This is a genomic window from Bradyrhizobium sp. 930_D9_N1_4 (genome assembly GCF_052076015.1).
GTDB lineage: Bacteria > Pseudomonadota > Alphaproteobacteria > Rhizobiales > Xanthobacteraceae > Bradyrhizobium.
The window spans coordinates 1469894-1491614 of record NZ_CP197236.1 but is presented as its reverse complement, the minus strand read 5'-3'; the positions used below and the strand labels follow the sequence as shown (position 1 = coordinate 1491614).

The 21721-nt window shown below is 65.4% G+C and carries 14 protein-coding genes; 6 read left to right on the top strand and 8 right to left on the bottom strand.

All coding sequences use genetic code 11. The annotated features are described in order from the left end of the window. Positions 1-94 precede the first annotated feature (94 nt). Positions 95-889 carry a protein-L-isoaspartate O-methyltransferase family protein gene (locus tag AB7532_RS06915; protein ID WP_441234058.1) on the bottom strand — a complete coding sequence of 265 codons (795 nt, stop codon included), beginning with the start codon at positions 887-889 and terminating at the stop codon, positions 95-97. After that, positions 886-4356, bottom strand: coding sequence for an ATP-binding protein (locus AB7532_RS06910; RefSeq protein ID WP_441234057.1), 3471 nt, complete (start codon positions 4354-4356; stop codon positions 886-888). The genes AB7532_RS06915 and AB7532_RS06910 overlap by 4 nt, the downstream gene beginning before the upstream one ends. A gap of 135 nt (positions 4357-4491) precedes the next feature. Between AB7532_RS06910 and AB7532_RS06905 the strand changes: the two genes are divergently transcribed. The 4 genes from AB7532_RS06905 to AB7532_RS06890 all read left to right on the top strand — a co-directional run bounded on the left by AB7532_RS06905 (position 4492) and on the right by AB7532_RS06890 (position 13202). Beyond that, positions 4492-10950 carry an amino acid adenylation domain-containing protein gene (locus AB7532_RS06905; RefSeq protein ID WP_441234056.1) on the top strand — a complete coding sequence of 2153 codons (6459 nt, stop codon included), beginning with the start codon at positions 4492-4494 and terminating at the stop codon, positions 10948-10950. A 142-nt stretch (positions 10951-11092) separates the two neighbouring features. Next, positions 11093-11260, top strand: coding sequence for a hypothetical protein (locus tag AB7532_RS06900; protein WP_441234055.1), 168 nt, complete (start codon positions 11093-11095; stop codon positions 11258-11260). A 233-nt stretch (positions 11261-11493) separates the two neighbouring features. Then, a complete protein-coding gene (locus AB7532_RS06895) occupies positions 11494-12225 on the top strand; it encodes a 4'-phosphopantetheinyl transferase family protein (protein ID WP_441234054.1) in 732 nt (243 codons plus the stop codon). Next, positions 12222-13202, top strand: coding sequence for an LLM class flavin-dependent oxidoreductase (locus AB7532_RS06890; protein WP_441234053.1), 981 nt, complete (start codon positions 12222-12224; stop codon positions 13200-13202). Before AB7532_RS06895 ends, AB7532_RS06890 begins: the two co-directional genes overlap by 4 nt. Here the strand turns inward: AB7532_RS06890 and AB7532_RS06885 are convergent. From AB7532_RS06885 to AB7532_RS06875, 3 genes are read right to left on the bottom strand one after another with little or no spacing between them, the layout of a single operon-like run. After that, entirely contained in the window at positions 13199-14038 is an 840-nt protein-coding gene (locus AB7532_RS06885) for an ABC transporter ATP-binding protein (protein WP_441234052.1), read from the bottom strand. The two genes, AB7532_RS06890 and AB7532_RS06885, sit on opposite strands and share 4 nt — an antisense overlap. Then, positions 14035-14835, bottom strand: coding sequence for an ABC transporter permease (locus AB7532_RS06880; protein WP_441234051.1), 801 nt, complete (start codon positions 14833-14835; stop codon positions 14035-14037). The genes AB7532_RS06885 and AB7532_RS06880 overlap by 4 nt, the downstream gene beginning before the upstream one ends. A 4-nt stretch (positions 14836-14839) precedes the next feature. Continuing rightward, a complete protein-coding gene (locus AB7532_RS06875) occupies positions 14840-16222 on the bottom strand; it encodes an ABC transporter substrate-binding protein (RefSeq protein ID WP_441234050.1) in 1383 nt (460 codons plus the stop codon). Here AB7532_RS06875 and AB7532_RS06870 point away from each other — a divergent pair. Together AB7532_RS06870 and AB7532_RS06865 are read left to right on the top strand one after the other, a co-directional pair. Beyond that, complete coding sequence (locus tag AB7532_RS06870) at positions 16203-16382, top strand: hypothetical protein (RefSeq protein ID WP_441234049.1); 180 nt, start codon at positions 16203-16205, stop codon at positions 16380-16382. The two genes, AB7532_RS06875 and AB7532_RS06870, sit on opposite strands and share 20 nt — an antisense overlap. Before the next feature lie 172 nt (positions 16383-16554). Next, positions 16555-17394: a Crp/Fnr family transcriptional regulator gene (locus AB7532_RS06865; RefSeq protein WP_441234048.1), complete on the top strand. Its 840-nt coding sequence runs from the start codon at positions 16555-16557 to the stop codon at positions 17392-17394. Positions 17395-17561: 167 nt separating this feature from the next. On the opposite strand, the gene AB7532_RS06860 is transcribed toward AB7532_RS06865, so the two are convergent. The 3 genes from AB7532_RS06860 to AB7532_RS06850 all read right to left on the bottom strand — a co-directional run bounded on the left by AB7532_RS06860 (position 17562) and on the right by AB7532_RS06850 (position 21681). Next, a complete protein-coding gene (locus AB7532_RS06860; RefSeq protein WP_441234047.1) occupies positions 17562-18587 on the bottom strand; it encodes a histone deacetylase family protein in 1026 nt (341 codons plus the stop codon). Between the two features lie 126 nt (positions 18588-18713). Continuing rightward, entirely contained in the window at positions 18714-19655 is a 942-nt protein-coding gene (locus AB7532_RS06855) for an SMP-30/gluconolactonase/LRE family protein (RefSeq protein WP_441234046.1), read from the bottom strand. Further along, positions 19612-21681, bottom strand: a complete 2070-nt coding sequence (locus AB7532_RS06850; protein ID WP_441234045.1) for a PQQ-dependent sugar dehydrogenase — start codon at positions 21679-21681, stop codon at positions 19612-19614. Before AB7532_RS06850 ends, AB7532_RS06855 begins: the two co-directional genes overlap by 44 nt. Positions 21682-21721 lie beyond the last annotated feature (40 nt).

Sequence of the window (21721 nt, the reverse complement as noted above, 5' to 3'; positions counted from 1 at the left end):
GGGCGCGCTCGAATGGCCATCAAGCCATAGTCATAGCCGCACTGCGAGATGCTGCAAACTTACAATCGCAATCAAGGTAAAACGAAACGATTCATTAGCTATCCGACGGCAGCCCCTGCTCGATCCCGCGAAAGCGCAGCGGCGCCAGCGCTGAGGCGCGCTGCCACCAGTCGGCGACGCGGTCATCGAGGGCGGACGTGCCGCGGCCCTGGCCTGGGAAGATGCGGATCTGCTGCACCGCCTCGGCGTCGAAGCCCTTGCCCCGGCGCGTGATCTTGAGGGCGGCGCCTTCGCGATCCCGCTGCGTCAGCGGGACAAAGAGGCGGCCGCGCGGGCGGAGCGACTGGAGCCAGAGCGGATGCGGATGCGGGAAGCCGGCATGCACGATGATCACGTCGGCGGGCTCGCCAAGCTCCACGCAGCCGTCACCGTGGACGACTTCGACATTGCCATAAGCGCGAAGATAGGTCGCCGCGCGCGCTGCAAGCCGCGCGTCGCATTCGATGGCATGCACCCTGCCCTTTGGCCCCACGATCTTCGACAGCACCGCCGAGAAATAGCCGAGCCCGCAGCCGATCTGGACCACGCGGTCCTTCGCCTTGATGTCGAGCACGTCGATGAAATGCGCCCACAGGCTCGGCAGCCCGGTATCGAGCCTGCGGCGCGCGTCGATTGCAACCAGCACGTTGTCATAGAGATGAACGGGATCGGCATCCGGCGTCAGCCGGTAGCTGCGCGCAGCCTCACTCTTGATACGCCAGGGCCCCTTGGCCAGAAAGTCCTCGCGCGGGACGGCGGCGAGCGCTTCGAGCAGGCGCGGCGAGGCAATCCGCTCGCGCTTCGCAATCAGCTCGACGTAACGCGCACGCGCGGCGGCCAGATCGCTCATCGCACGGGATCAGCCGGTTCGCGAACGAGTGCGTCCGCGCCGAGTTCGTTGACCAGCTGCATCGCCTGCTTCAGGTCCGGCGTGTAGAACCCTTCGCTGAACTTGCCGACGATCGGCACGAGCAGAAGGCTCGCATGCTCGCGCTTGCCGGCGTCGTACGACAGGCGCGCGAGGCTGACGGCGGTGCGAAGCTCCCAGGACAGCGCGCCCTGCTTGCGCGCGGTTTCCAGCGACAGCGCGAACAGGTCCTCGGCCTCTTGCACCGAGGATGGATCGCCGCCAGACAGCGTGATCTCGCCTTGCAGGCGATAGACCTCGGCGAGGTAGGAGTGATCGCCGGTCCGCCTTGCGGTCGCGAGCGCTCCATCGAGCGCGCGCAAGGCGGCGTCGCGCATCCCGACCTTGGCGTAGGCCTCCGCCAGCAGGCAGCGGAACCAGCAGCCGGCGAGCCAGGAATCCATCGCCTCGTATTCGTCGAGACCGAAGCGCATCTGGCTCAGGCCTTCGTCGGCCTCGCCGAGCTGGGCCAGCGCCCAGCCGCGGAGGATCGCCGCCTGCTGCTTCCAGTGCAGGAAATTGTGCTCGGTGGCGATGATCATGGCGCGGTTGGCGTAGTCACGCGCGCCCTCGACGTCGCGCAGATGCTGGCAGAGATAGGCACCGAACACGAGCGCGAAGGCGAGCGTGAAGGGATGGCGGATCTTCTCGGCATTCGCGATCGCCTGCTCGCTGTGCTGGCGTGCCGCATCGGGCCGGCCGAGGAACCAGAGCAGATAGCCGAGATAGGACAGCGAGACGACGCCGGGATCGGTGCCGTGCCGCTCCATCAGATCGGAATGCAGATCGGGGCTGTAGAGGTTGATGCAGCGGTGCAGATGGTGCTGCGAGGCGGCAAAGCGGCCGCGATAGAGCATGGTCATCGCGATCGAGCGGTGCGCCTCGATCAGATAGCCGGTCTGCTGCGCCGGCTGCGTGCGCTCGTTGAGCCGCTCGCGCTTGGCGAATTTCAGCAGCTCGACGCTGAGATCATGCGCGCGGGTCAGGTCGGCGCGGATGAAATGGCAGACCCAGAGACCGCGGGTGGCGGCGAAGGCTTTCTCGTCGTCGTCGAGCTGCTGGCCGAGCTCGAGCGCGCGGATATAGTTCTCCTCGACCTCCTGCACCGCATAACCCTTGGCGGCGATCAGCGCGTTGCCGAGCGCGATGCGCAGCTCGAGCTCCATCTCGTCGGCGCCCTGCATGCGCGCATTGGCCTGCACGACGCTGAGGCCGCGTCTGAGATGGCCGATCGCCTCCAGATTGGCGCCGCTCTTGGCCGCCTGCTTGCCGGCCTTGAGCCAGAAGCTTGCGGCGCCCTCGCTCTGGCCGGATTCGGTGAGGTGATGGGCGAGCAACTCCGGCTCGCGCTCGGTCTTCTCCGGATACATCTCGGCGAGCACTTGGGCGATCCGGGAATGCAGCTTGCGCCGCTCGCTGTGCAGGAGGCTCGCATGGGCGGCATTCTGGATCATCACGTGCTTGAAGGAATAGAGCGCGTCGGGCGGATGGCCGCGGCGCATGATCAGCCCCGCCTCCTCCAGATGATTGAGCGCGGCTTCGATCTGCTCCGCCGGCGTGTTGGCGACCGCGTGCAGAGTCTCGTAGGAGAATTCGCGACCGATGGTGGCGCCGATCTGCGCGATGCGCTTGAACGGCCCCATCCGGTCCAGCCGCGCCATCAGCGAGTCCGTCAGGGTCGCCGGAATCGCAAGCTGCCGCCACGGGCCCGAGAGCACGTAGCGTCCATGCCGCTCGGTCAGGAGGTTGGATTCGAGAACGGTCTTGGTCAGCTCCTCCAGGAACAGCGGCACGCCGTCGGTCTTGACGATGATCTCCTCAACGACCTCCTTCGGAAGCTCGCGGCCGGCGACGCGCTCGACCAGTGTCGCGCGGAGCTGCCGGCTGAGGCGGTTCAGCACCAGCGTCGTGATGTGCGAATGCGCGTCCCAGCTCGGCTGGAATTCGGACCGCGCAGTGATGATGACCAGCAGCGGCCGGTTCTGCACCCGGTCGACGAGGAGGTCGATCACCTCGCGGGACGTCGGATCGATCCAGTGCAGATCCTCGAATGCGATCACCAGCGGCATCTCGCGCGCGAGGCCGAGGAAATGATTGACCAGCGCCGCGACGGTCGCGTCCTTCTGCTGCTGCGGCGACAGGTCGAGCGGCGGATAGCGATCCCCGGTCGGGATCGCGAGCAGTGCGGCCAACAGCGGCGTCACCTGCTCGATATCGCCATGGGCGGCGGCGATCGCGGCCTCCAGGCCCGCCAGCGACGCCGCGGACGGATCCTCGCGGTCGAGGCCGAGCGAGAATTTGAGCTGCTCGGAGAACGGATAGAACGCCGTGGAGGTGTAATAGGGCGAGCACTGGAACGAGACCTGGCCGTGACGGTCACCCGAAATCCGCTCGAAGATTTCCTGGATGATGCGCGACTTGCCGATGCCGGGCTCGCCGAATTTGACCACGACCTGGCCGTCGCCGTCCTTGGCCTGCTGCCAGCGGCCCATCAGCAGCGCGATCTCCTCCTCGCGGTTGACGAGCGGCGTCAACCGTCCGCCCATGGCGGCGGCGAAGCGGGTCTCCACCCGCGAGGCGCGCACCACGTGCCAGGCCTGCGTCTTTTCCGAGATACCCTTCAGCGCATGGACGCCGAGATTGCGGTAATCGAACTTTCCCTTCAGCAGCGACTGCGTCGAGGACGAGATCACCACGCCGTTCGGCGGCGCGAGGCCTTGCAGCCGCGCGGCGAGATTGACGGTTTCGCCGACCGCGGAATCGCGCTCCTCGGTGCCCTGGCCGACGAGATCGCCGACCACCACGAGACCGGTCGCGATCCCGATGCGGACGGCGGGCGCGTGACTGAGCGCGCCGCGCGGCTCGATCGCGCGGGCGGTCGACAGCACCCGCACGATCTCGAGCCCGGCGCGCACCGCGCGCTCGGCATCGTCCTCATGTGCGGTCGGGTAGCCGAAATAGACCAGAATGCCGTCGCCGACGAAGCGGGCGGCGAAGCCTTCATAATGCTTCACCACCCGGACGCAGGTCTCGCGAAAACTCGCGATCATGTCGCGCACGTCTTCCGGATCGAACTGCACCGAGAGCGAGGTGGAATCGACCATGTCGCAGAACATGGTGGTGAGCTGACGCCGCTCTGCGCCGACCTCGGTCCGGGGCTGCGGCCGGGCGGCCGCCTCGGGCTTCTCCGCGGTCTCAGCCCGGAACAGCGCCGTCATCGCCCGCTGGAGCCGCTTGCGATCGCCGAGCGGCAATCCGAGTTCCACCAGGTCGGATTCGGTCAGGTCCCCCATGACATCGAGATCGAGGCGGTGCTGAGCGAAGAGATCGGTGTAGTGACCAAGACCGATGCCTTCGAGCCAGCGCTTCAGCCCGCCCTCGGTCCCCGTGCCCGGTTCATTCTCCAGCATGGTGATTCTGCCCGACCATCACTCCGTCGAAGGGCTTTAGACCCCTCAACCACAGATTTTGGGGCCCGAACTTCACCTCAGACTGGACGCGTTCCCTAACTCTTGGGAAGAATAGCCCAATTAGATCAAAAGGGAATGGCATTGTCGGACATTGCATCCGGAGCGGGAGAGGGTTTGGACGGCTTGAGTGCCGAAACCAGGACCTTTGCTCATATCGGCGGTCTTCTCGACTTTTATGCGCGGAAGGCGCCAGCCTCGCCGGCTCTCCTTGCCCCAGGCCGACCGGGCCTCACCTACGGCAAGCTCAGTGACCTGATCCAGCAACTGGTCCGCACCCTGCGCGGGCTCGGCATTGCCCCCGCCGACCGGATCGCTGTTGCACTGCCGCGCGGCGCCGACAGTGCGCTGGCGCTGATCGCGGTTGCCTCGGCCGGTGCCTGCGTCCCGGTCAATCCCGATCTGATCGCCGATGAGCTGCAGCGCTATTTCAGCGAATTGAAGCTGACGGCGCTCGTGACCCGGGCCGACATGAACTCACCAAGTCGTGACGTCGCCAGGGCGCTCGGCATTGCGGTGATCGATTTCGTGCCGGGGCCGGACGACAATCTCGGCGGCTGCGCATTCATCGGCCCCGCGGTTGGTCCGGCGAATACGAGCGGCACCTCGCGCGGCGACGACGATGCCTTCATCCTGCTGACGTCGGGCACGGCAGCGCGGCCGAAAATGGTGCCGCTGACGCAGCGCAATGTGTGTCTCTCCGCGTACAATGCCGGCCGCGTGCTGTCGCTTGGCCCCCACGATCGCCTGCTCAACGCCCTGCCGCTATTCCACGCCCATGGCCTGATCTCCGGCCTGCTGACGGCGCTCGCCGCGGGCTCCAGCGTGATCTGCACCAATGGTTTCGACGCGTCGTCCTTCTTCGGCTGGATGCGGGAGCTGCAACCAACCTGGTACACGGCGGTGCCGACCATCCATCGCGCGCTGCTGACGGCGGCGGAGGCTAACCCGGACAATGCCCGCTCGTCCTCGCTGCGCGTAATCCGCTCGGCCTCGTCCTCGCTCGCGCCCGCGATCCTGAAGGGGCTGGAAGCGATGTTCGGCGTGCCCGTGCTCGAGACCTACGGCATGACGGAAGCGGCCTCGCAGATCGCGGCCAACCCGTTCGAGCTGCGCAAGGTCGGCTCGGTCGGCCGCGCCGCCGGCCCCGAGATCGCGATCATGGACGAGACCGGCCGCATGCTTGCGAGCGGCGCGCATGGCGAGATCATGCTGCGCGGCCCCAACATGAGCCGCGGCTATTATAATGACGAGGCGGCGACGCAGGCCGCCTTCCGCGACGGTTGGTTCCGGACCGGCGATCTCGGCTATCTCGATGCCGACGGCTATCTCTTCATCGTCGGCCGCATCAAGGACGTCATCAACCGCGGCGGCCAGAAGATCTCGCCGCTGGAGGTGGAAGAGGTCCTGCTCAGCCATCCGGCGGTGCTGGAGGCCGGCGTGTTCGCGGTCCCACACGAGAAACTGGGCGAGAATGTCGCCGCCGTGGTGGTGCTCAGGCAAAATTCCGACGTCAACTCGGACCAGCTCCGCCAGTTCGCCCGCAAGCGGCTCGCGGCCTACAAGGTGCCGGGCCTGATCCAGAGCGTAGCGGCGCTGCCGAAGGGCGCGAGCGGCAAGGTCAAGCGCAACGCGCTGGCCGAGCTCATCGCCAACACGGAAGGTGGCGATGAGGTGCAATTGCCGCGCAACGCGCTGGAGACCCAGCTTGCGGAGATCTGGGCCAGCCTGCTGGAGCTGCCGCAGGTCGGCGTCGACCAGGACGTCTTTGCGCTCGGCGCGGACTCGCTGGCGGCAACCCAGATGCGCTCGCGCCTGCGCGAACGTTTCAATGTCGACTTCTCGTTCGAGGACATCTTCGATTGCGCCACGGTCTCGGCGCTTGCCGCCCGGGTCGAGTCCGCCGCGGCCCATCGCGAAGCTGCGCTCCCGGCGTGGCACAAGGCTGCCGCAACGGACGCGCCGCTGTCTTTCCAGCAGCAGCGGATGTATGTGCTCTCGCGGCTCGATCCGACCCGCTACAATTATAACGTCGTGGAAGTCGCCCTTATCAAGGGCCTGGTCGACGTCTCCGCGCTGTCTGCGAGCCTGACCACGATCTGCGCGCGCCATGAGGCGCTGCGCTCGGTCTTCATCGAACACCAGGGCGAGCCGGCGCAGCGCGTGCTGCAATCGTCACCGCAATTCGAGCGGATCAAGCTCAAGCCCTGCCCCGCGGACAAGCGAACCGCCGTCGTCCAGCGGGAGGCAGCCAAGCTTGCGCAATATCCGTTCGATCTGTCGCGCGAGCCGCCACTGAAGGTGACATTGCTGTCGTTCGACACATCCAGCCATGCGCTGGTGGTCAATGTCCACCACCTCGTCACCGACGGCTGGTCACAGCGGCTGTTCTGGGAAGAGCTTGCCGCTCACTATGCCGCCGCGCGCAAGACGAGCGCAGTGATGCTGCCCTCGCCTGCCTTCCAGTATCGCGACTTCGCGCTGTGGCAGCAGAATTGGGCGCAGACGCCGGCAGCCAAGGAGCAGCTCGATTACTGGAAGACCCAGCTCGACGGCGTCACCACGCTGCCGCTGCGAACCGACCGGCCACGGCCGGAGGTCTGGAGCGGTCACGGCGCCCGTCACTATCTCGAATTCTCCAAGACGCTGTCGGCCGATCTGCGCACACTGAGCCAGGAGCAGGGCGTCACGCCGTTCATGACGCTGCTCGCGGCCTTCCACTGCCTGCTGTTCCGACACACCGGGCACGAGGATGTCGCGACGGGATCGCTGATCGCCAACCGCAACCAGATCGAGAGCGAACGCCTGATCGGGCTGTTCGCCAATACGCTGATCCTGCGCAACGATTTTGGCGGCGATCCCGGCTTTGGCGACGTGTTGCGGCGGGTGCGGCAAGTGACGCTCGATGCCTATCGCAATCAGGATCTCCCGATCGAGGAGGTGCTGCGCGCGCTCCAGGTCGCGCGAAGGACGGACGGCAATCCGCTGTTCCGGATCATGTTCATCCTCCAGAACGCCTCGATCGAGGCGGCACGTTTCCCCGGCCTGTCGACGCGGCGGCTGGAAGTCGACCCGGAAGTGGCGCGCTTCGACATCACGCTCGAGCTGGTCGAGGCCGACGGCCGTTTCACCGGCTTCTTCGAATATGCCACCGATCTGTTCGACGCTGTGACGATCGAAGGCATGGCGGACCAATTCAAGACCCTGCTCAAGGCCGTGATCGCCAACCCGGAGCAGCGCGTCTCGCGCCTGCCGCTCCTGACAGAGGCTGAACGGCGCCAATTGCTGGCGAAGGGCCAGGGCGAGGCGGCCGATTTCAAGACGCTCGGCAACCCGAGCGAACGTGTCGACCGCCAGGCGAAGAAGACGCCGAACGCGATCGCTGTCTCCAACGGAAGCGCGTCCCTGACCTATCGCGAGCTGGCCCGCCGCAGCGAGGCCGCCGCGCGCTGGCTGGCCCGCGAGGGCATCGGCGCCGAGAGCGTGGTCGCCTTGCTTGCGGAGCGCGGGCCCGACCTGCTCGCCGCGATGATTGCCGTGCAGCGCGTGGGCGCCGCTTTCCTCAATCTCGATCCCGATCAGCCGCCGGCGCGTCTTGCGACCATTTTGGGATCGAGCTGCGCCCGCATGCTGCTGACCGGGCGCGCGCAGTCACCCATGGTCGCCGCGCTGCTCGAACCGCTGGTTGAACGCATTCATGTGGCCGAGCTCGAGGACGCGCTCACGCTCGCGACAACCAAGCCGGCCCGCGCCGCGCGGCGCGCAGCCGAAAGCCTCGCCTATCTCATCTATACGTCCGGCTCCTCCGGCGCGCCGAAGGGCGTCATGATCGAACAGCGCGGGCTGTCGAACCATCTGGCCTCGCTCGTCTCCGAACTCAACCTCTCGTCCAGGGACGTGATCGCGCAGAGCGCGCCGCAAAGTTTTGTGATTTCGGTCTGGCAGTTCCTCGCAGGACCCATGGTCGGCGCGCGTATTCACATCTGCAGCAACGCCATCGTTCAGGACCCGATCCTGCTCGCGCGAGAGATCGAGCGCGAAGGCATCACGGTGCTCGAGATCGTGCCGTCGTTGCTGCGCGTGATCCTCGATCGCATGGACGAGGCGCAGGTTCGGCGCGCCTTTGCGAAATTACGGCTGCTGATCTCGACCGGCGAGCCGCTGCCGGTCGATCTCTGCCGCGCCTGGTTCGCGCGCTGCCCGAAGGTGCCCCTGATCAACGCCTATGGCGCGTCGGAATGTTCCGACGACGTCTCCCTGCACCGCCTGACCAAGGCGCCGGCGGTGACGACGACCAACGTCCCGGTGGGTGCGGCGCTGCCCAACACCCAGCTCCATGTGCTCGATCAAAATCTGCAGCCGCAGCCGGTCGGCGTGACCGGCGAGCTCTGCATCGCCGGTGCCGGCGTCGGCCGCGGCTATATCAACGATCCCGCGCAGAGCCGGCAGCGCTTCCTGCCCGATCCGTTCTCGCGCCGGGGAGGCGCGCGGCTGTACCGGACCGGCGACCTCGCCCGCCGCCGCGCCGACGGCACCATCGAGTGCCTCGGCCGCGCCGACCATCAGGTCAAGGTCCGCGGCTACCGTGTCGAGCTCAAGGAGATCGAGACCACGCTGGCCGACCATCCCGCGGTGCGCGCCGGCATCGTCGAGCCGCGCCGCGAGGCGAGCGGCGATGTCAGGCTGATCGCGCATATCGTCGCAAGACATGACAGCCGGAGCAGCGCCAGCGAGCTGCGCGAGTTCCTGAAGAGCCGGCTGCCGGGCCATGCCATCCCGTCCGCCTTCCTGTTCCTGGATCAGGTGCCGCTCAATGCCCATGGCAAGATTGACCGCTCGGCGCTGCTCGCGCCCGCGTCCGCGCCGCAGGAAGCGCCGTCCGGGGCGGACGCCGCCGTACCGGCGCGACACTTCACGGAAAAAGTGCTGTCGGACATCTGGATCGATCTGCTGAAGGTCGAGAGCCTCGGGATGACCGACAATTTCTTCGATCTCGGCGGCCATTCGCTGCTGGCGGGCCAGGCGATGGCGCGCATCGCACGTGCGCTCGGTGTGTCGCTGCCGATCAAGACCATCTTCGAGGCCCCGACGATCGAAGAACTCGCCCGGCGGGTTGACGAAGCTGTCGTCGCGAAGCCGCACAAGCCTGCCGCGAGCGTGCCAAAAACCAGGCTGGGTGAAAGCGGGCTTCCCACGCTCTCGATCGCGCAGGACCAGACGATGCGGATCGAGCAGAACCTGCCGGGCCTGCCGCTGTTCAACCTGCCCTTTGCGTTTCGTCTCCATGGTCCGCTCGACCCGGCCATCCTCGGGCAGGCGTTCGGCGACATCGTGCGCCGGCACGAATCGCTGCGGACCGGATTCGGCTGGCACGGCGAGGAGCCCGCCAGCCGCGTCGCCACCCCCAGCGAGCTCGGACCCGTCCTCACTGTCGAGACCATCGGCGACGGGCATCCGCACAACAACAAGCGGCGCAAGGCCCTCGAGCTCCGGAAGATCGATCTCCTGATCGAGCAGGAGACCTACGCCCCGTTCGACACCGCGCGGCCGCCGCTGTTGCGGGCGCGGCTGTTGCGGCTCCATGCCGACGACCACGTGCTGCTGCTGACGCTGCATCATGCCGTGGTCGATGGCTGGTCGATCGGCATCCTGTTCGAGGAGTTGTCCAGCCGCTATGCGGCGCTGGCCGGGCGTCCGTCCGTGCCGCTGCCGAAACTCCCGCTGGCCTTCCGGGACGTCGCGCGCTGGCAGCGCTGGTGGTGCGGCACCGACGCCGCCCGCCGCCAGGCCGCCGACTGGACCGAGAATTTGCGCGGAGCCGCCCCGGTCTTCGACGGCGAAGCGACCCCCGGCGCGTCCACCGGGCACCATCCGGTCAGTCTGGAGCGCGAGTTGATCGGTCGGCTCACGGCCTTTGCCGGCAGCCACAACGCCACACTGTTCATGTGCCTTCTCGCCGGCCTGAAAGCCCTGTTGCTGGCGCGGACCGGCCGCACCGACATCACGGTCGCCACCGCCATGGCCAATCGCGCCCAGCCGGACACCGACCGGATCGTCGGTCCGTTCGAGAACACGGTGATCGTCCGCACCCGAATCACGCCGGAGCTGTCGTTCGCGCAGGCCCTGGTCCGGGTGCGCGAGAGCGTGCTGGACGCGCATGCGCGGCAGGAGCTGCCGTTCAACATCCTGGCCGACCATCTGGAGCAGGAGGGAGTCGATCCGGCATCACTGCTCCAAGTTTATTTCACACTGCAAAATCCGCTGCGCCAGCCGATCGATCTGCCTGACATCGCGATGGAATCGATCGGCAATATCGCACGCGAAGGCCAGCCAGTGCTGCCGATCGACCAGACCTGGCTGTCGCTGATGCTCAAGGAACGCCCGACGGGAATCACCGGTTCATGCAATTACAAGGGCAACATGCTTGACGGCCGCATGGTCGGCGAATGGATGGCGGATCTCGTCGCGCTGCTGGGAGCGGCCGTCGCCCAACCCAACACGCCGCTCGGCCGATTGGTCGCTCGCAGGGCGGCATGACCAGCTGTACAAGCCGAACGAATAGGAGTTCACTCGTCAAAGCTGTGAATGATCCAGTTGCAGCTTGATTATTTGCCGCCGGCGCGCAACATTATTCCTGCGTTTTTGATTTGGACGTATTTTCAACCGGGGGAGTGTTATTATGGGCTTCGTCAAATTTACCAAGGGCACCTCGTTGAGCGACAAGGACCGCAAGGCCTTGCTAAAGCTGCTGGGCGCCGAGAAGAAGAAGCTCCAGTCCGCGCTCAAGGACGTCGACGCCAGCCTTTCGGTGCTGGGCGGATCGAAGAAAGCCAAGAAGAAGAAGTAAGGCTCGTCGGCCGGGACGCCGCACGAATCTTCAGGCTTCATTTTTCGGATATGGGCCGCTCGCTCGTCGAGTTGGGGTCTCGCACAAGCTTGCGCCTGTAAACCGGCCTGCAAATCGACAAGAAATTGCCCGGGTGGACCGCTAGAAGCGGTCCGCTCAGTTGATTCTTGCTCAATTTCTTCTTCCGTCGGGACCGGGGACTTCGTCTCCACCCGATGCCATGGGCCCAATTGATGGCAGACGACAGAATTGAACTCTTTGTCGGACTGATCTCGACCATTGACGCGCCGGGCACGGTCGATGCCTGCCGACGCCTGCTCTCGGTCGACGAACGGATCCGCGCCGACCGCTTCATGTTCGAGCGGCATCGGCGGCAATATATTTTCGCACACGCGATGCTGCGCCTGGCGTTATCGCAGGCCGCGCCCAATGTCGCGCCGTCCGACTGGTCGTTTGCGGCCGGCCGTTACGGGCGGCCGTATGTCGCATCACCCAGGACCTCGACGCCACTGCATTTCAGCCTGTCCCATGCCGACGGCTGCGTTGCCTGCGTCGTATCGAAACACGAGACCGTCGGGGTCGATGTCGAGACGGTGTCGCGGAGGGTGGCGCCACTGTCCACTGCGCTTCGCTTCTTCGCGCCGGAGGAGGTCGAAACCTTGCGCGGACTGCCAGAGCCCGCCGCAATCGAGCGCTTCTTCGACTATTGGACGCTCAAGGAGGCCTATCTGAAGGCGAGGGGCTTTGGACTCAATCTGCCGCTCGACGCCTTCGCGATGCAGGTGTCGCGCGAGGCCATCGAGATCAGCTTCAAGCCCGATATCGCCGATGATCCGGACGCGTGGCGATTCTCGCTGTGCTCGCCCTCGCCTTCGCATCGCCTCGCGATCGCCGACGGCTCCCGCGCGACCGGCGGCCTGCTTATCGCCCGCAATGCCTGGCCGCTCCAGGAAGCGGCGGAATGACGGCGCCGCGGCTGCGCGTCTTTCCCGCGATCTCGCGCAACCGCGATCCCAACAAATATGTCGGCGAGCTGATGCGGGTGGCGCAGTTCGCCGACCGCAACGGCTTCGAAGGCATTCTGCTGTTCGAAGGCAACGACGTGTTCGTCGAGCCATGGGCGATGGCCCAGCACATCATCGCCGCGACGACGCGATCGTCGCCGTTGATCGCGGTCAATCCGGTCTACATGCATCCGTTCACGGCGGCGAAATTCGTCTCGTCCTTTGCTCAGCTGCACGGCCGCAAGGTCTATCTCAACATGATCACAGGGACTGCGGTCAGCGATCTGCAGGGGCTCGGCGACGAGCAATCGCATGCCGACCGCTATGTCCGGCTCGGCGAGTTCGTGGCGCTGATGCGCCAGTTGCTGGCCAGCCCGCGGCCGGTGAATGTCGAGGGCCGGTTCTACCGCGCAAACAATCTCCAGCTTCGGCCGCGACTGCCGGCGGAGCTGATGCCCGAATTCCTGATCGCGGGCCAGTCGGAGGCGGCGCAGAGGGTGGCGAAGGAGACCGGCTGCATCAAGATGCAGATGCTGCCGCCCGATCTCGATCGCGGCCTCAACGCGCCCGGGATGAACTTTGGCATTTTCGCCCGCGAGAGCCGTGACGAAGCGCGGAAGGCGGCGAAGGCACGCTTCCGCGACGACGCCGACGATCGCGAGCTGCTCGCGCTCACCGTGGAGAACAGCGACTCCGTCTGGAAACGCCGCCTTTATGAAGGCCAGAGCGGCGAGCTCGCGGACAACGGCTATTGGCTGCTGCCGTACCTCACCTTCCAGGCCGACTGCCCCTATCTCGTCGGGAGCCATGAAGAGATCGGCGCGAAGCTGAAGGAGTTCGCGGCGAAGGGCCTGACCACTGTCATGCTCGACATGGTCGCGGATGAGATTGAGATGCAGCATGTCTGCAGGGCACTCGCGGCGAGCGGCATGTTTTAAGGTGTCACGCCGAGCGGACTGAGCCGCGCGAGCGGCTCGCTGCCGTCCGGCTGTCGCAGCAGCTGCATGACATGACGCTTCAGGCGCACGAATTCGGGTTCGGTCACGAGATCATGGCTGCGCGGTCGGGCAAAAGGCAGCCGGATGTCCTCGATCACCCGGCCGGGTCTAGCACTCATCACGACGATGCGATCGGCGAGGAACAGTGCCTCGTCGATATCGTGGGTGACGAAGACCGTGGTGGTCGGGATCGTGCTCCAGATGTCGAGCAGGACCTCCTGCATCATGCCGCGCGTCTGCGCGTCCAGTGCGCCGAACGGCTCGTCCATCAGCAGCACGCGCGGCTGGTTGATCAGGACGCGCGCGATTTCGACGCGCTGCTGCATGCCGCCCGATAGCTGCGCAGGGTAGAACGTCTCGAAGCCGGAGAGGCCGACCAGTTTGAGGATGGCGTCGGCGGCGCGATCACGCTCCTTCTTCGCCAAGCCACGCATCTTCGGGCCGAAGGCCACGTTGTCGCGCACGCGCTTCCAGGGAAACAGCGTATGCTGCTGAAACACCATGCCGCGATCGGGGCTCGGCCCCTGAACCGTCTGTCCGTCAACCGTGAGTCGACCGGCCGTCACAGGCAGATGCCCGGCCAGCGCGCCGAGCAGCGTGGACTTGCCGCAACCGGAGGGGCCGAGGATGCAGACGAGTTCGCCCGGCGCGATCGTGGCATCGAGGCTGCTCACCGCTTCGAAGGCATCGCTGCCCGCGCCGAGCGAAATCGAGACATCGGCGATGTCGATGCGACCGACGCTCTTCGTGCCGATATCCGCGACCCGGATGTTCATCGCGCCACCTTCGGGCTACGCCAGGGCATCAGGAGCCGGCCGGCCGTGGTCAACAGCCAGCTCGAGCCCATGCCGAGCAGGCCGATGATCAGCATGCCGACGATGATGTCGGCATAGTTCTGGAGCGTGTAGGCTTCCCAGGTGTAGTAGCCGATGCCGAACTGGCCCGAGATCATCTCGGCGGTGACGAGGCAGAACCACGAGGTGCCCATGCCGATCGCAAGGCCCGTGACGATGCTGGGCGCAGCATCCGGCAGCACGACCTCGGCCAGGATCGCCAACTCCCCCGCACCCAGGCTGCGCGCGGAGGCAACCAGCCGGCGGTCGACATTCGCAACGCCGTGGACAGTGTTCAGCACGATCGGAAACAAGGCGCCGATGAAGGTGATGTAGATCATCGACAGTTCTGACGACGGAAACATCAGGATCGACAGCGGGATCCACGCCACCGCAGGAATCGGCCGCAGCAATTCGAGCGGCGGCAGCAAGAAGTCGCTCGCCGCGCGCGACCGGCCGATCGCGAAACCCAGGATCACGCCGATCACGGCCGCTGCTCCGTAGCCTGCGAACACCCGCCAGAGGCTACTGGTGATATGCGCCGCCAGTTTCGGCGAACGAAGCAGGGCGATGGCGGACTGAACGACCTCGCTCGGCGGCGGTACGTTGCGGAAGGTGATGATGCCGAGATTGGCATGCGTCACTGAGGCAACCTGCCACACGGCGATGCAAGCAAGGATCGAAAGGCCGCGGACCAGCCATCGAACGCCGACCGGCCGCGTCTGGACAGCGGTCGCCATGGCTTCACCGGCTCGCGACGAGGGACTCGCGCGCGCCTGCGAAGTCGAGCACCGTGCCGCCGTTTTGCTTCGACCAGCCCTCGGCCGCCTGCTTGAGCAGGAACGCGCTCAGCTCGCCCTGTGACGACCGCACGAACCAGGCCTGGTTTGCGAACAGCTTGATGCCGGTCTCGCGATCCTGCGCGTAGACGACGCGGATGGTCTTGCCATCCTTCTCGAGGCCGGCGAGCGCCTTCAACGCGTTCTCGGGCGACGCGTAGTGGCGCACCCGGGGTTCATCCTTGACCCAGATCTGTGCGACACGCGTGAAATCGCTGATCTCGGCGCCCGTCGCTGCGTCCTTGGCTTTGAGCGGAAGCTGCGCATAGTTCTTCAGCTCGGCATCATAATCGCGACCCGCCTGCGCGGCGGCAATCTTGATGAACTTGTCGGTGACGAACTGGTTGATGTCGAGATCGCTGTCCGCGCGCTTGAGCAATTTGAGTGTCTTGATCGAAGTCGCAACAGCCTGGCGGTACTCCGGCTTCCAGGTGATGTCGCGGGTCTGGAGTCCGAGCGGACCATGGAAGAGATAGTCGACCTCGGCCTCGATGCCGGTGACCTTTGCGATCAGCTCGCTGTATTTCTCCGGCTCTTCCGCGATCAGGCGATCCGCCTCGAGCGCGGCGCGCAGATAGGCGACGACGATCTCCGGATATTTTTCGGCGTATTCGGCATCAACCAGCCCGCCGTGGAACGTCGGTGCGTTGGCCTGCGAACCATCAAAAATCTTGCGCGCGAAGCCGCGCCACGGGAACAGCTCGGCGAACGGGACGAAGTCGGCATGCGCCTCGATCTTGTTGGCCTGCAAGGCCGGCCCCGCAACCTCGGGCGCCTGCGTGATGATGTTGACGTCGGTCTCGGGATTCCAGCCCTTGGCCTCGATGGCACGAAGCAGCATGCCGTGCGAGGTCGAGGCAAAGGGAACGGAGATGGTCTTGCCCTTGAGCTCGTCGATCGACTGCACCGGCGAATTCGAGGGAACCACGATGCCGTTGCCGCTGCCCTTGGTGCTGCCAGACAACACGCTGATGAAGAGACTACGGCGCCCCGCCTTCTGGAAGGCCACGCCGTTCAACGAGCCCGGAAAATCCGCCATCGCGCCGAAGTCGAGCTTGCCCGCGACCATCTCATTGGTGAGTGGCGCGCCGCTCGTAAAATTCTTCCACTGGATGTCGTAGGTGACATCCTTGTACTTGCCGTCATGAGGCAGGAACTTCTCCAGCAGCTTGAGCTCGCGAATGAGCAGCCCGCCGGTCGCGCAATTGATGGTCGTATCCTGCGTTCCAACCGCCACGCGGATCGTCTCCGCCTGCGACGATCCGAACATGGCGACGGTCATTGCCATGACGGCCGCACTCATTCTCAAAGAGCTGAAATCGATCATCGAACTGTCCTCGGAGGCCGGGCCTACGCCGGCAGCGACGCGAGCCGGCAGTATCGAAGGCGCCGCTCGCCGCTTGAAGCAATTACTTGCATCGCGCCCGCGTCATGAATCCGCGGCGTAACGGCGCAAAGGATTTTCTCGGGATGAAGCGATCCACAGAGGAATCGTTTCGCCGGCGGTCGGTGCGCGCATCAAGCTTTGCTAAGTGATTTGGAACGATCGCAAAGAGATGGACATCGCGCCACCGCCGCTCTTACCTATTCGCAAAGACATCTGAGAGCTGACGGATTGCGATGACCATACTCAAGGACGCTGCTGCGACCGGGCCTGCCGCTTTCGCCGACCGGCCTCACCCGGGCGTTCCGTTCGACTGGGCCGATCGCGAGAAGACGCGGCCGGTCTCCGGAACGCGCACGAAGACCGCAAGCTCGGCGTTGTTCATGAGCGAGACGATCGACGGACTGAACACCGGCGCGCATTTCCTCGATCGCCTGTCGGCGCCGGAACAATCGCGCGTACACGCGGCCGGCCGCACGATCACGGTGCCGCAGGGCGAGATGGTGTTCAGCCAGGGCGACGGCCACGACGGCATCTTCATCATCCGCCGCGGGCAGGTGCGGGTCTACTACACCGCACCGTCGGGGCGCGAGATCACGCTCGCTTATTGGACGCCCGGGCATTTCATCGGAGGCCCGGAGATATCGGGCGGCGGCATTCACATGTGGTCCGGCATCGCCATCGAGGCCTGCGAGATCACCGCGCTGTCCGGCCCCGCGCTCGAGAAGCTGTTGACGAGAATGCCGCACTTTGCGCTGGCCTTGATCGACGGCCTCATCGCCAAGGGCAAGTGCTACTCTTCGATGGCGCAGATCCTCGGCACGCGCTCGGTGATCGAGCGGCTGGCGCAGTTCCTGCTCACGCTGTCGGAGTTGCATGGCACGGCCGACGGCGACACCGTCGTCATCAACCGCAAGATCACCCATGACCAGATCGCCGCCATGGTCGGGTCGACCCGGCAATGGGTCACGATGATGCTGAAGCGCTTCCAGAACCGCCGCATCATCGCCATCGACGGCAGCACCATCCGGATCAGACGGATGGATCTGCTGGAGCAGATCTTGTTCAAGGAGTAGAGCGCGGGAGGTCTACTCCCTCGCCCCGTTCTTACGGGGAGAGGGTTGGGGTGAGGGGCTCTCTCCACGCGTGAGATCCATCGTGAGACCTGTACCCCCTCACCCGGAATTTGCTGACGCAAATTCCGACCTCTCCCCGCAAGCGGGGAGAGGTTAAGAGCCAGCCATCACCGCGCCTCTTCGAATCCGGCCAGCACCGAGGTCAAGTTCGCGCCGAGAATATCCGAGAGATAACCGCCCTCCTGCACGAACACGGTCGGCAGGCCCAGCTTCGCAATGGCCTGGCCGATGCGACGGAAGCCGGGTGTGGTGACGGCCAATCCCTTGAGCGGATCGTGCTCGGAGGCGTCGAGACCGAGGGCGATGACGAGCGCGCCGGGCGCAAAGGACTCGATCGCCTTGCGCGCGACGTCCATTGCCTGCATGTAGCCGTCATCGCCGGTGCCGATGGCCAGGGGGATGTTGAGATTCGCGCCAAGGCCCGGGCCCTCGCCGCGCTCGTGCGCGTAGCCCCAAACATACGGATAGTAAGCGACGGGATCGGCGTGGATCGACACCGTGTAGACATCGGGCCGCGCGTAGAAAATGCCTTGCGTGCCGTTGCCGTGATGGACGTCGACGTCGAGGATCACGACGCGCTCATGCTTGGTTCGCAGATGCGCCGCAGCGATCGCGCTGTTGTTGAGGAAGCAGAAGCCGCCGGCCATATCGTGGTAGGCGTGATGGCCGGGCGGACGGCAAAGCGCATAGACCGAATCCTCGCCGTCCATCACCATCTGCGCGGCGGTGACCACAACGTCGGTCGCAGCGCACGCCGCGGCCCAGGTGCCGGGGCCGATCGGCGCGGCGGTGTCCGCGGTGTGCCAGCCGAGCTTGCCGACGATATGGGTCGGATAGGTCGCAGCGTGGCGCACCGGATGGATGTTGCCGATCATCTCCGGTCCGGAATCGCCGAGCGCAGTCCAGGCGTCCCAGGCCTCGCTCAGGAACGACAGATATTCCGGGCTGTGAATGCGTGCGCGCGGCCCCTGCCCGAATGTGGTCGGCTCGACCAATTGATGCTTGCCGTCCTTCAATCCCTTGAGCAGCCGGTCGGCGCGCTCAGGCTGCTCGGTGGTGCGCTTGACGACGCCACGAACCAGGAAGAATTGCGGATCGTGGCTGCGGTGCAGTTCGGTATGGACGGCTTTCACTCAAACACTCCGTGGTCGCATGGGCTCAACCGCAGAAGTCTTGGTCTCTGCGGCGGCCAGACGCAAGCAAGAAGAGTGCCGCCCCTGTCGCACCGCCCTGCGCCGGAAGCAGATCGCGTCGATGATCTAGCAGCGCCCGCGCTGGAGGCAGTGCTCGCGGCCCTGCTGGTCGGTGCGGAAGGCCTCGATGAAGCCGCCCTGGCGCTGGGTGACGAAAACGGTCTTGCCGTCGCTGCCGCCGAAGGCGATGTTGGTCGGCTCCTTGCCCTTCGTTGCAATCTCGCGCTCCACGGCGCCATTGGGCTTCATCAGCGCGACCGTGCCCTTGAGGATGCGCGCAACGTAGAGGCGGCCGGCTACGTCGGTGCGCAGGCCGTCGACGGTGTCGGGCTGGAATGCCTTGAGCATTTTTGCGTCGGCGAGCTCGTTGCCGTTGATGCTGTAGGACCAGATCTGCCCGCTGCTGGACTCGCTGACATAGAGTGTCTTGCCGTCGGGGCTGAGGTCGATGCCGTTGGTCGTGCCCATCGCCCGCGGCGCCGCCATCACTTGCCCCTGCGCCGACCCATCGGCGGCTTTCGCGATGCGCCAGATGTGGCCTTCCCGGCCCTTCCAGTTCGGATCGCTCGCATAGATCGTGCCGTCGCGGGCAACCGTGATGTCGTTGGGCTGGTTCATCTCGTCGGAATGAAACCAGACGACGGGCTCGGTCGCACCCTTCGGGATCGCGAAGATGTTATGCTTCTTGTAGTCGGCGATGAACATGGTGCCGTCGCGCGCGAAGCGGATGGCGTTGCCGACGCTGCCCTCGGGCAGTGCCGTGAATGGCTCTGACGCCGTACCGCCCACCGGCAGCTTGCCGATCGCGCCAGCCTTGCCGAAATTGACCACGAAGAGATTGCCGTCGAGATCGGCGGCCGGCCCTTCGATGCCGAAGGTGTATTCGCCTGAAGGCGTCACCTGCACGCTTTCGAACAGCTTGGTTTCCGCTCGGGCCGGCGATGCCGCGATGACGAGAAGAACGCTACTGCACAGGCACCAGAAATTCCTGCCGGATGTAATAGCCATCGTCGTCGCTGCACTCGCCATTCAGATAGGGATCGGCCGGCCGGAAGAATCGGCTGAAGCCGGGTTTGTCTACAGCGCTCCTTTGTGTCACGACGACGACCTTACTGGCCGGTATTTCGCCGCATTCCTTGTTGGATTTGCTGACAAACTTGCGCTGAGGCGGGCCAGGCTTGATCCGCATCCGCGTGCCCGGGACCATTTTGGCAACGAGAAGGTCCGCGGTATCGAGCAGGCGCGCATAACCGGGCTCGGTCTTGGGCAGGCGTTCGCCGCCCGGCGGCATCAGCTTCTCCGCGCCGAGACCGCGCAGCCGCGTGCGCAATCTGCCGGCATCGGGATCGCCGGGATAGATCCAGCCGTCCTGCGAGAGCATGAAGCGCAGCACGGTCTTGTCCTTCTCCGCGTCCGACTGCCCTGGCTTCAGGCCAAAGTCCGAGTGGCAGCCGACGCAATGCTTCTCGACGAGGCCCTTGCGCAGGGAGGTGAGGCGGATGCTGTTTTGCGCGTCTTGCGCAACGAACGCCGCGAGTTGATCGATGATCGCCTGGCTGCGCGTGTCGCAGGGGAGCGGCGCCGGCGGATCGCCGGCGGCCCGATCGATGCGGATCACGGTCTGGTTCTTGTCCTCGACCAGCCAGATCGCACCGTCCTGGGCAACCGTCATGCCGACCGGAGCACCTTGCGGCCGCGCGCCGTTGACGCGGTGCCAGCCTGCGATCAGCTCCTCGAACGGCGCGGCGGCGACATCGCCGGCATCGGTCTGGAAACTGTGGGTCGGGTCGGCCGCGCAACTGACGTGATAGCGCACCGGCGCCGGAGCAGGCTTGGGTAAACCGTGGTCGTCGACGTCGTAGACGATGACGCGGCTGCCGGTCGGGCGATAGCCGTGCAGGCCGACCACGAGCTTACCTTCCAGCTCCGGAAATTTCGCGCCGTGATAATAGAGCATTGCGAGCGGCGCGCTGTGCGGCGGCATCAATGAGAACGGCGGCTTGTAGAGCGCATTCGCTGTGCAGAGCGATTTGTAGACGCCGGATTGCAGCACGCTCCTGAATTCGGGGCTCGGCGTCGACAGGTCGGAGCAATAGGGCCAGCCATAATGCCTGCCCTGCTCGACCACGTTGATCTCCTCGTTCGGCTTGAAGATGTCGGGCAGGTCGCGGCCGTTCTCGCCTTGCAGGAAGGCGTAGCCGGCATCGGGAAAATTCGGATGCAGCGCCAGCGCCATCGAATTGCGCAGGCCGCGCGCATAGACGGTGTGCGGCGGATCGGGATCTTTTGGGGTCAACGCCGGGAAGACGCCGCCCGCGGGCGGCGTGAACAGCCAGATCGAGGCCATCGCGGATGCGCCCTCAGCCGCTGCGCAAGGCCTGGTGATTGGCGCCGGCGTAATGCAGCCGTCGCTGTGCGAGCCGATATTGACGAAAAGCCGCCCATTTTTATCAAAGACGAACTGCTTGAGCGGATGAGCGCTCTCGTCGATTTTGGTGCCGTCGGGCAATGTGATCCGGCGCCCGGGCATGTGGCGGATGATGGTCTCGACCGTGCCACGCGGATCCTCGGCGAGCGGATCAAAGCGGAAGATCGTCTCGGAGGTCGAGGCATAGAGCTTCTTGTCCGGCCCGATCACCAGGCCGAACGGATACTCGATGCCTGTCAGCAATTGCTTGAAGCGCTGGCCTTGGGGCGCGCGCGGATCGAGCAGCAACAGCCGTCCATCGGTGTGGCCCCAGCCGCCCATGTCGGCGACCACGAACAGGTCGCGGCCGGGCACCTGGACGATCGCGCGCGGAAATTTCAGCTGGTCCTCTTCGCTGGCGACGAGACCGGCGCAGAATCCCGCCTTCATGTCGATCTGGACTCGGGGAAAGGCGAGATCGCCGCTGCCGCAGGTCTCGGTGCCGATGGCATAGCCGCTTTTCCTCACCAATTCGGAGGAGGCTCCCGGGGCAAAACCGAGCAGCACTCCTGCGACGACCGCCGCAAACAAGCTTCGGCGTTCACACCAGGATGTGAGGTGGTTCACGGCGGTCTCCGGACTTTCCGTCCAAAGTTGTTCCATGTCA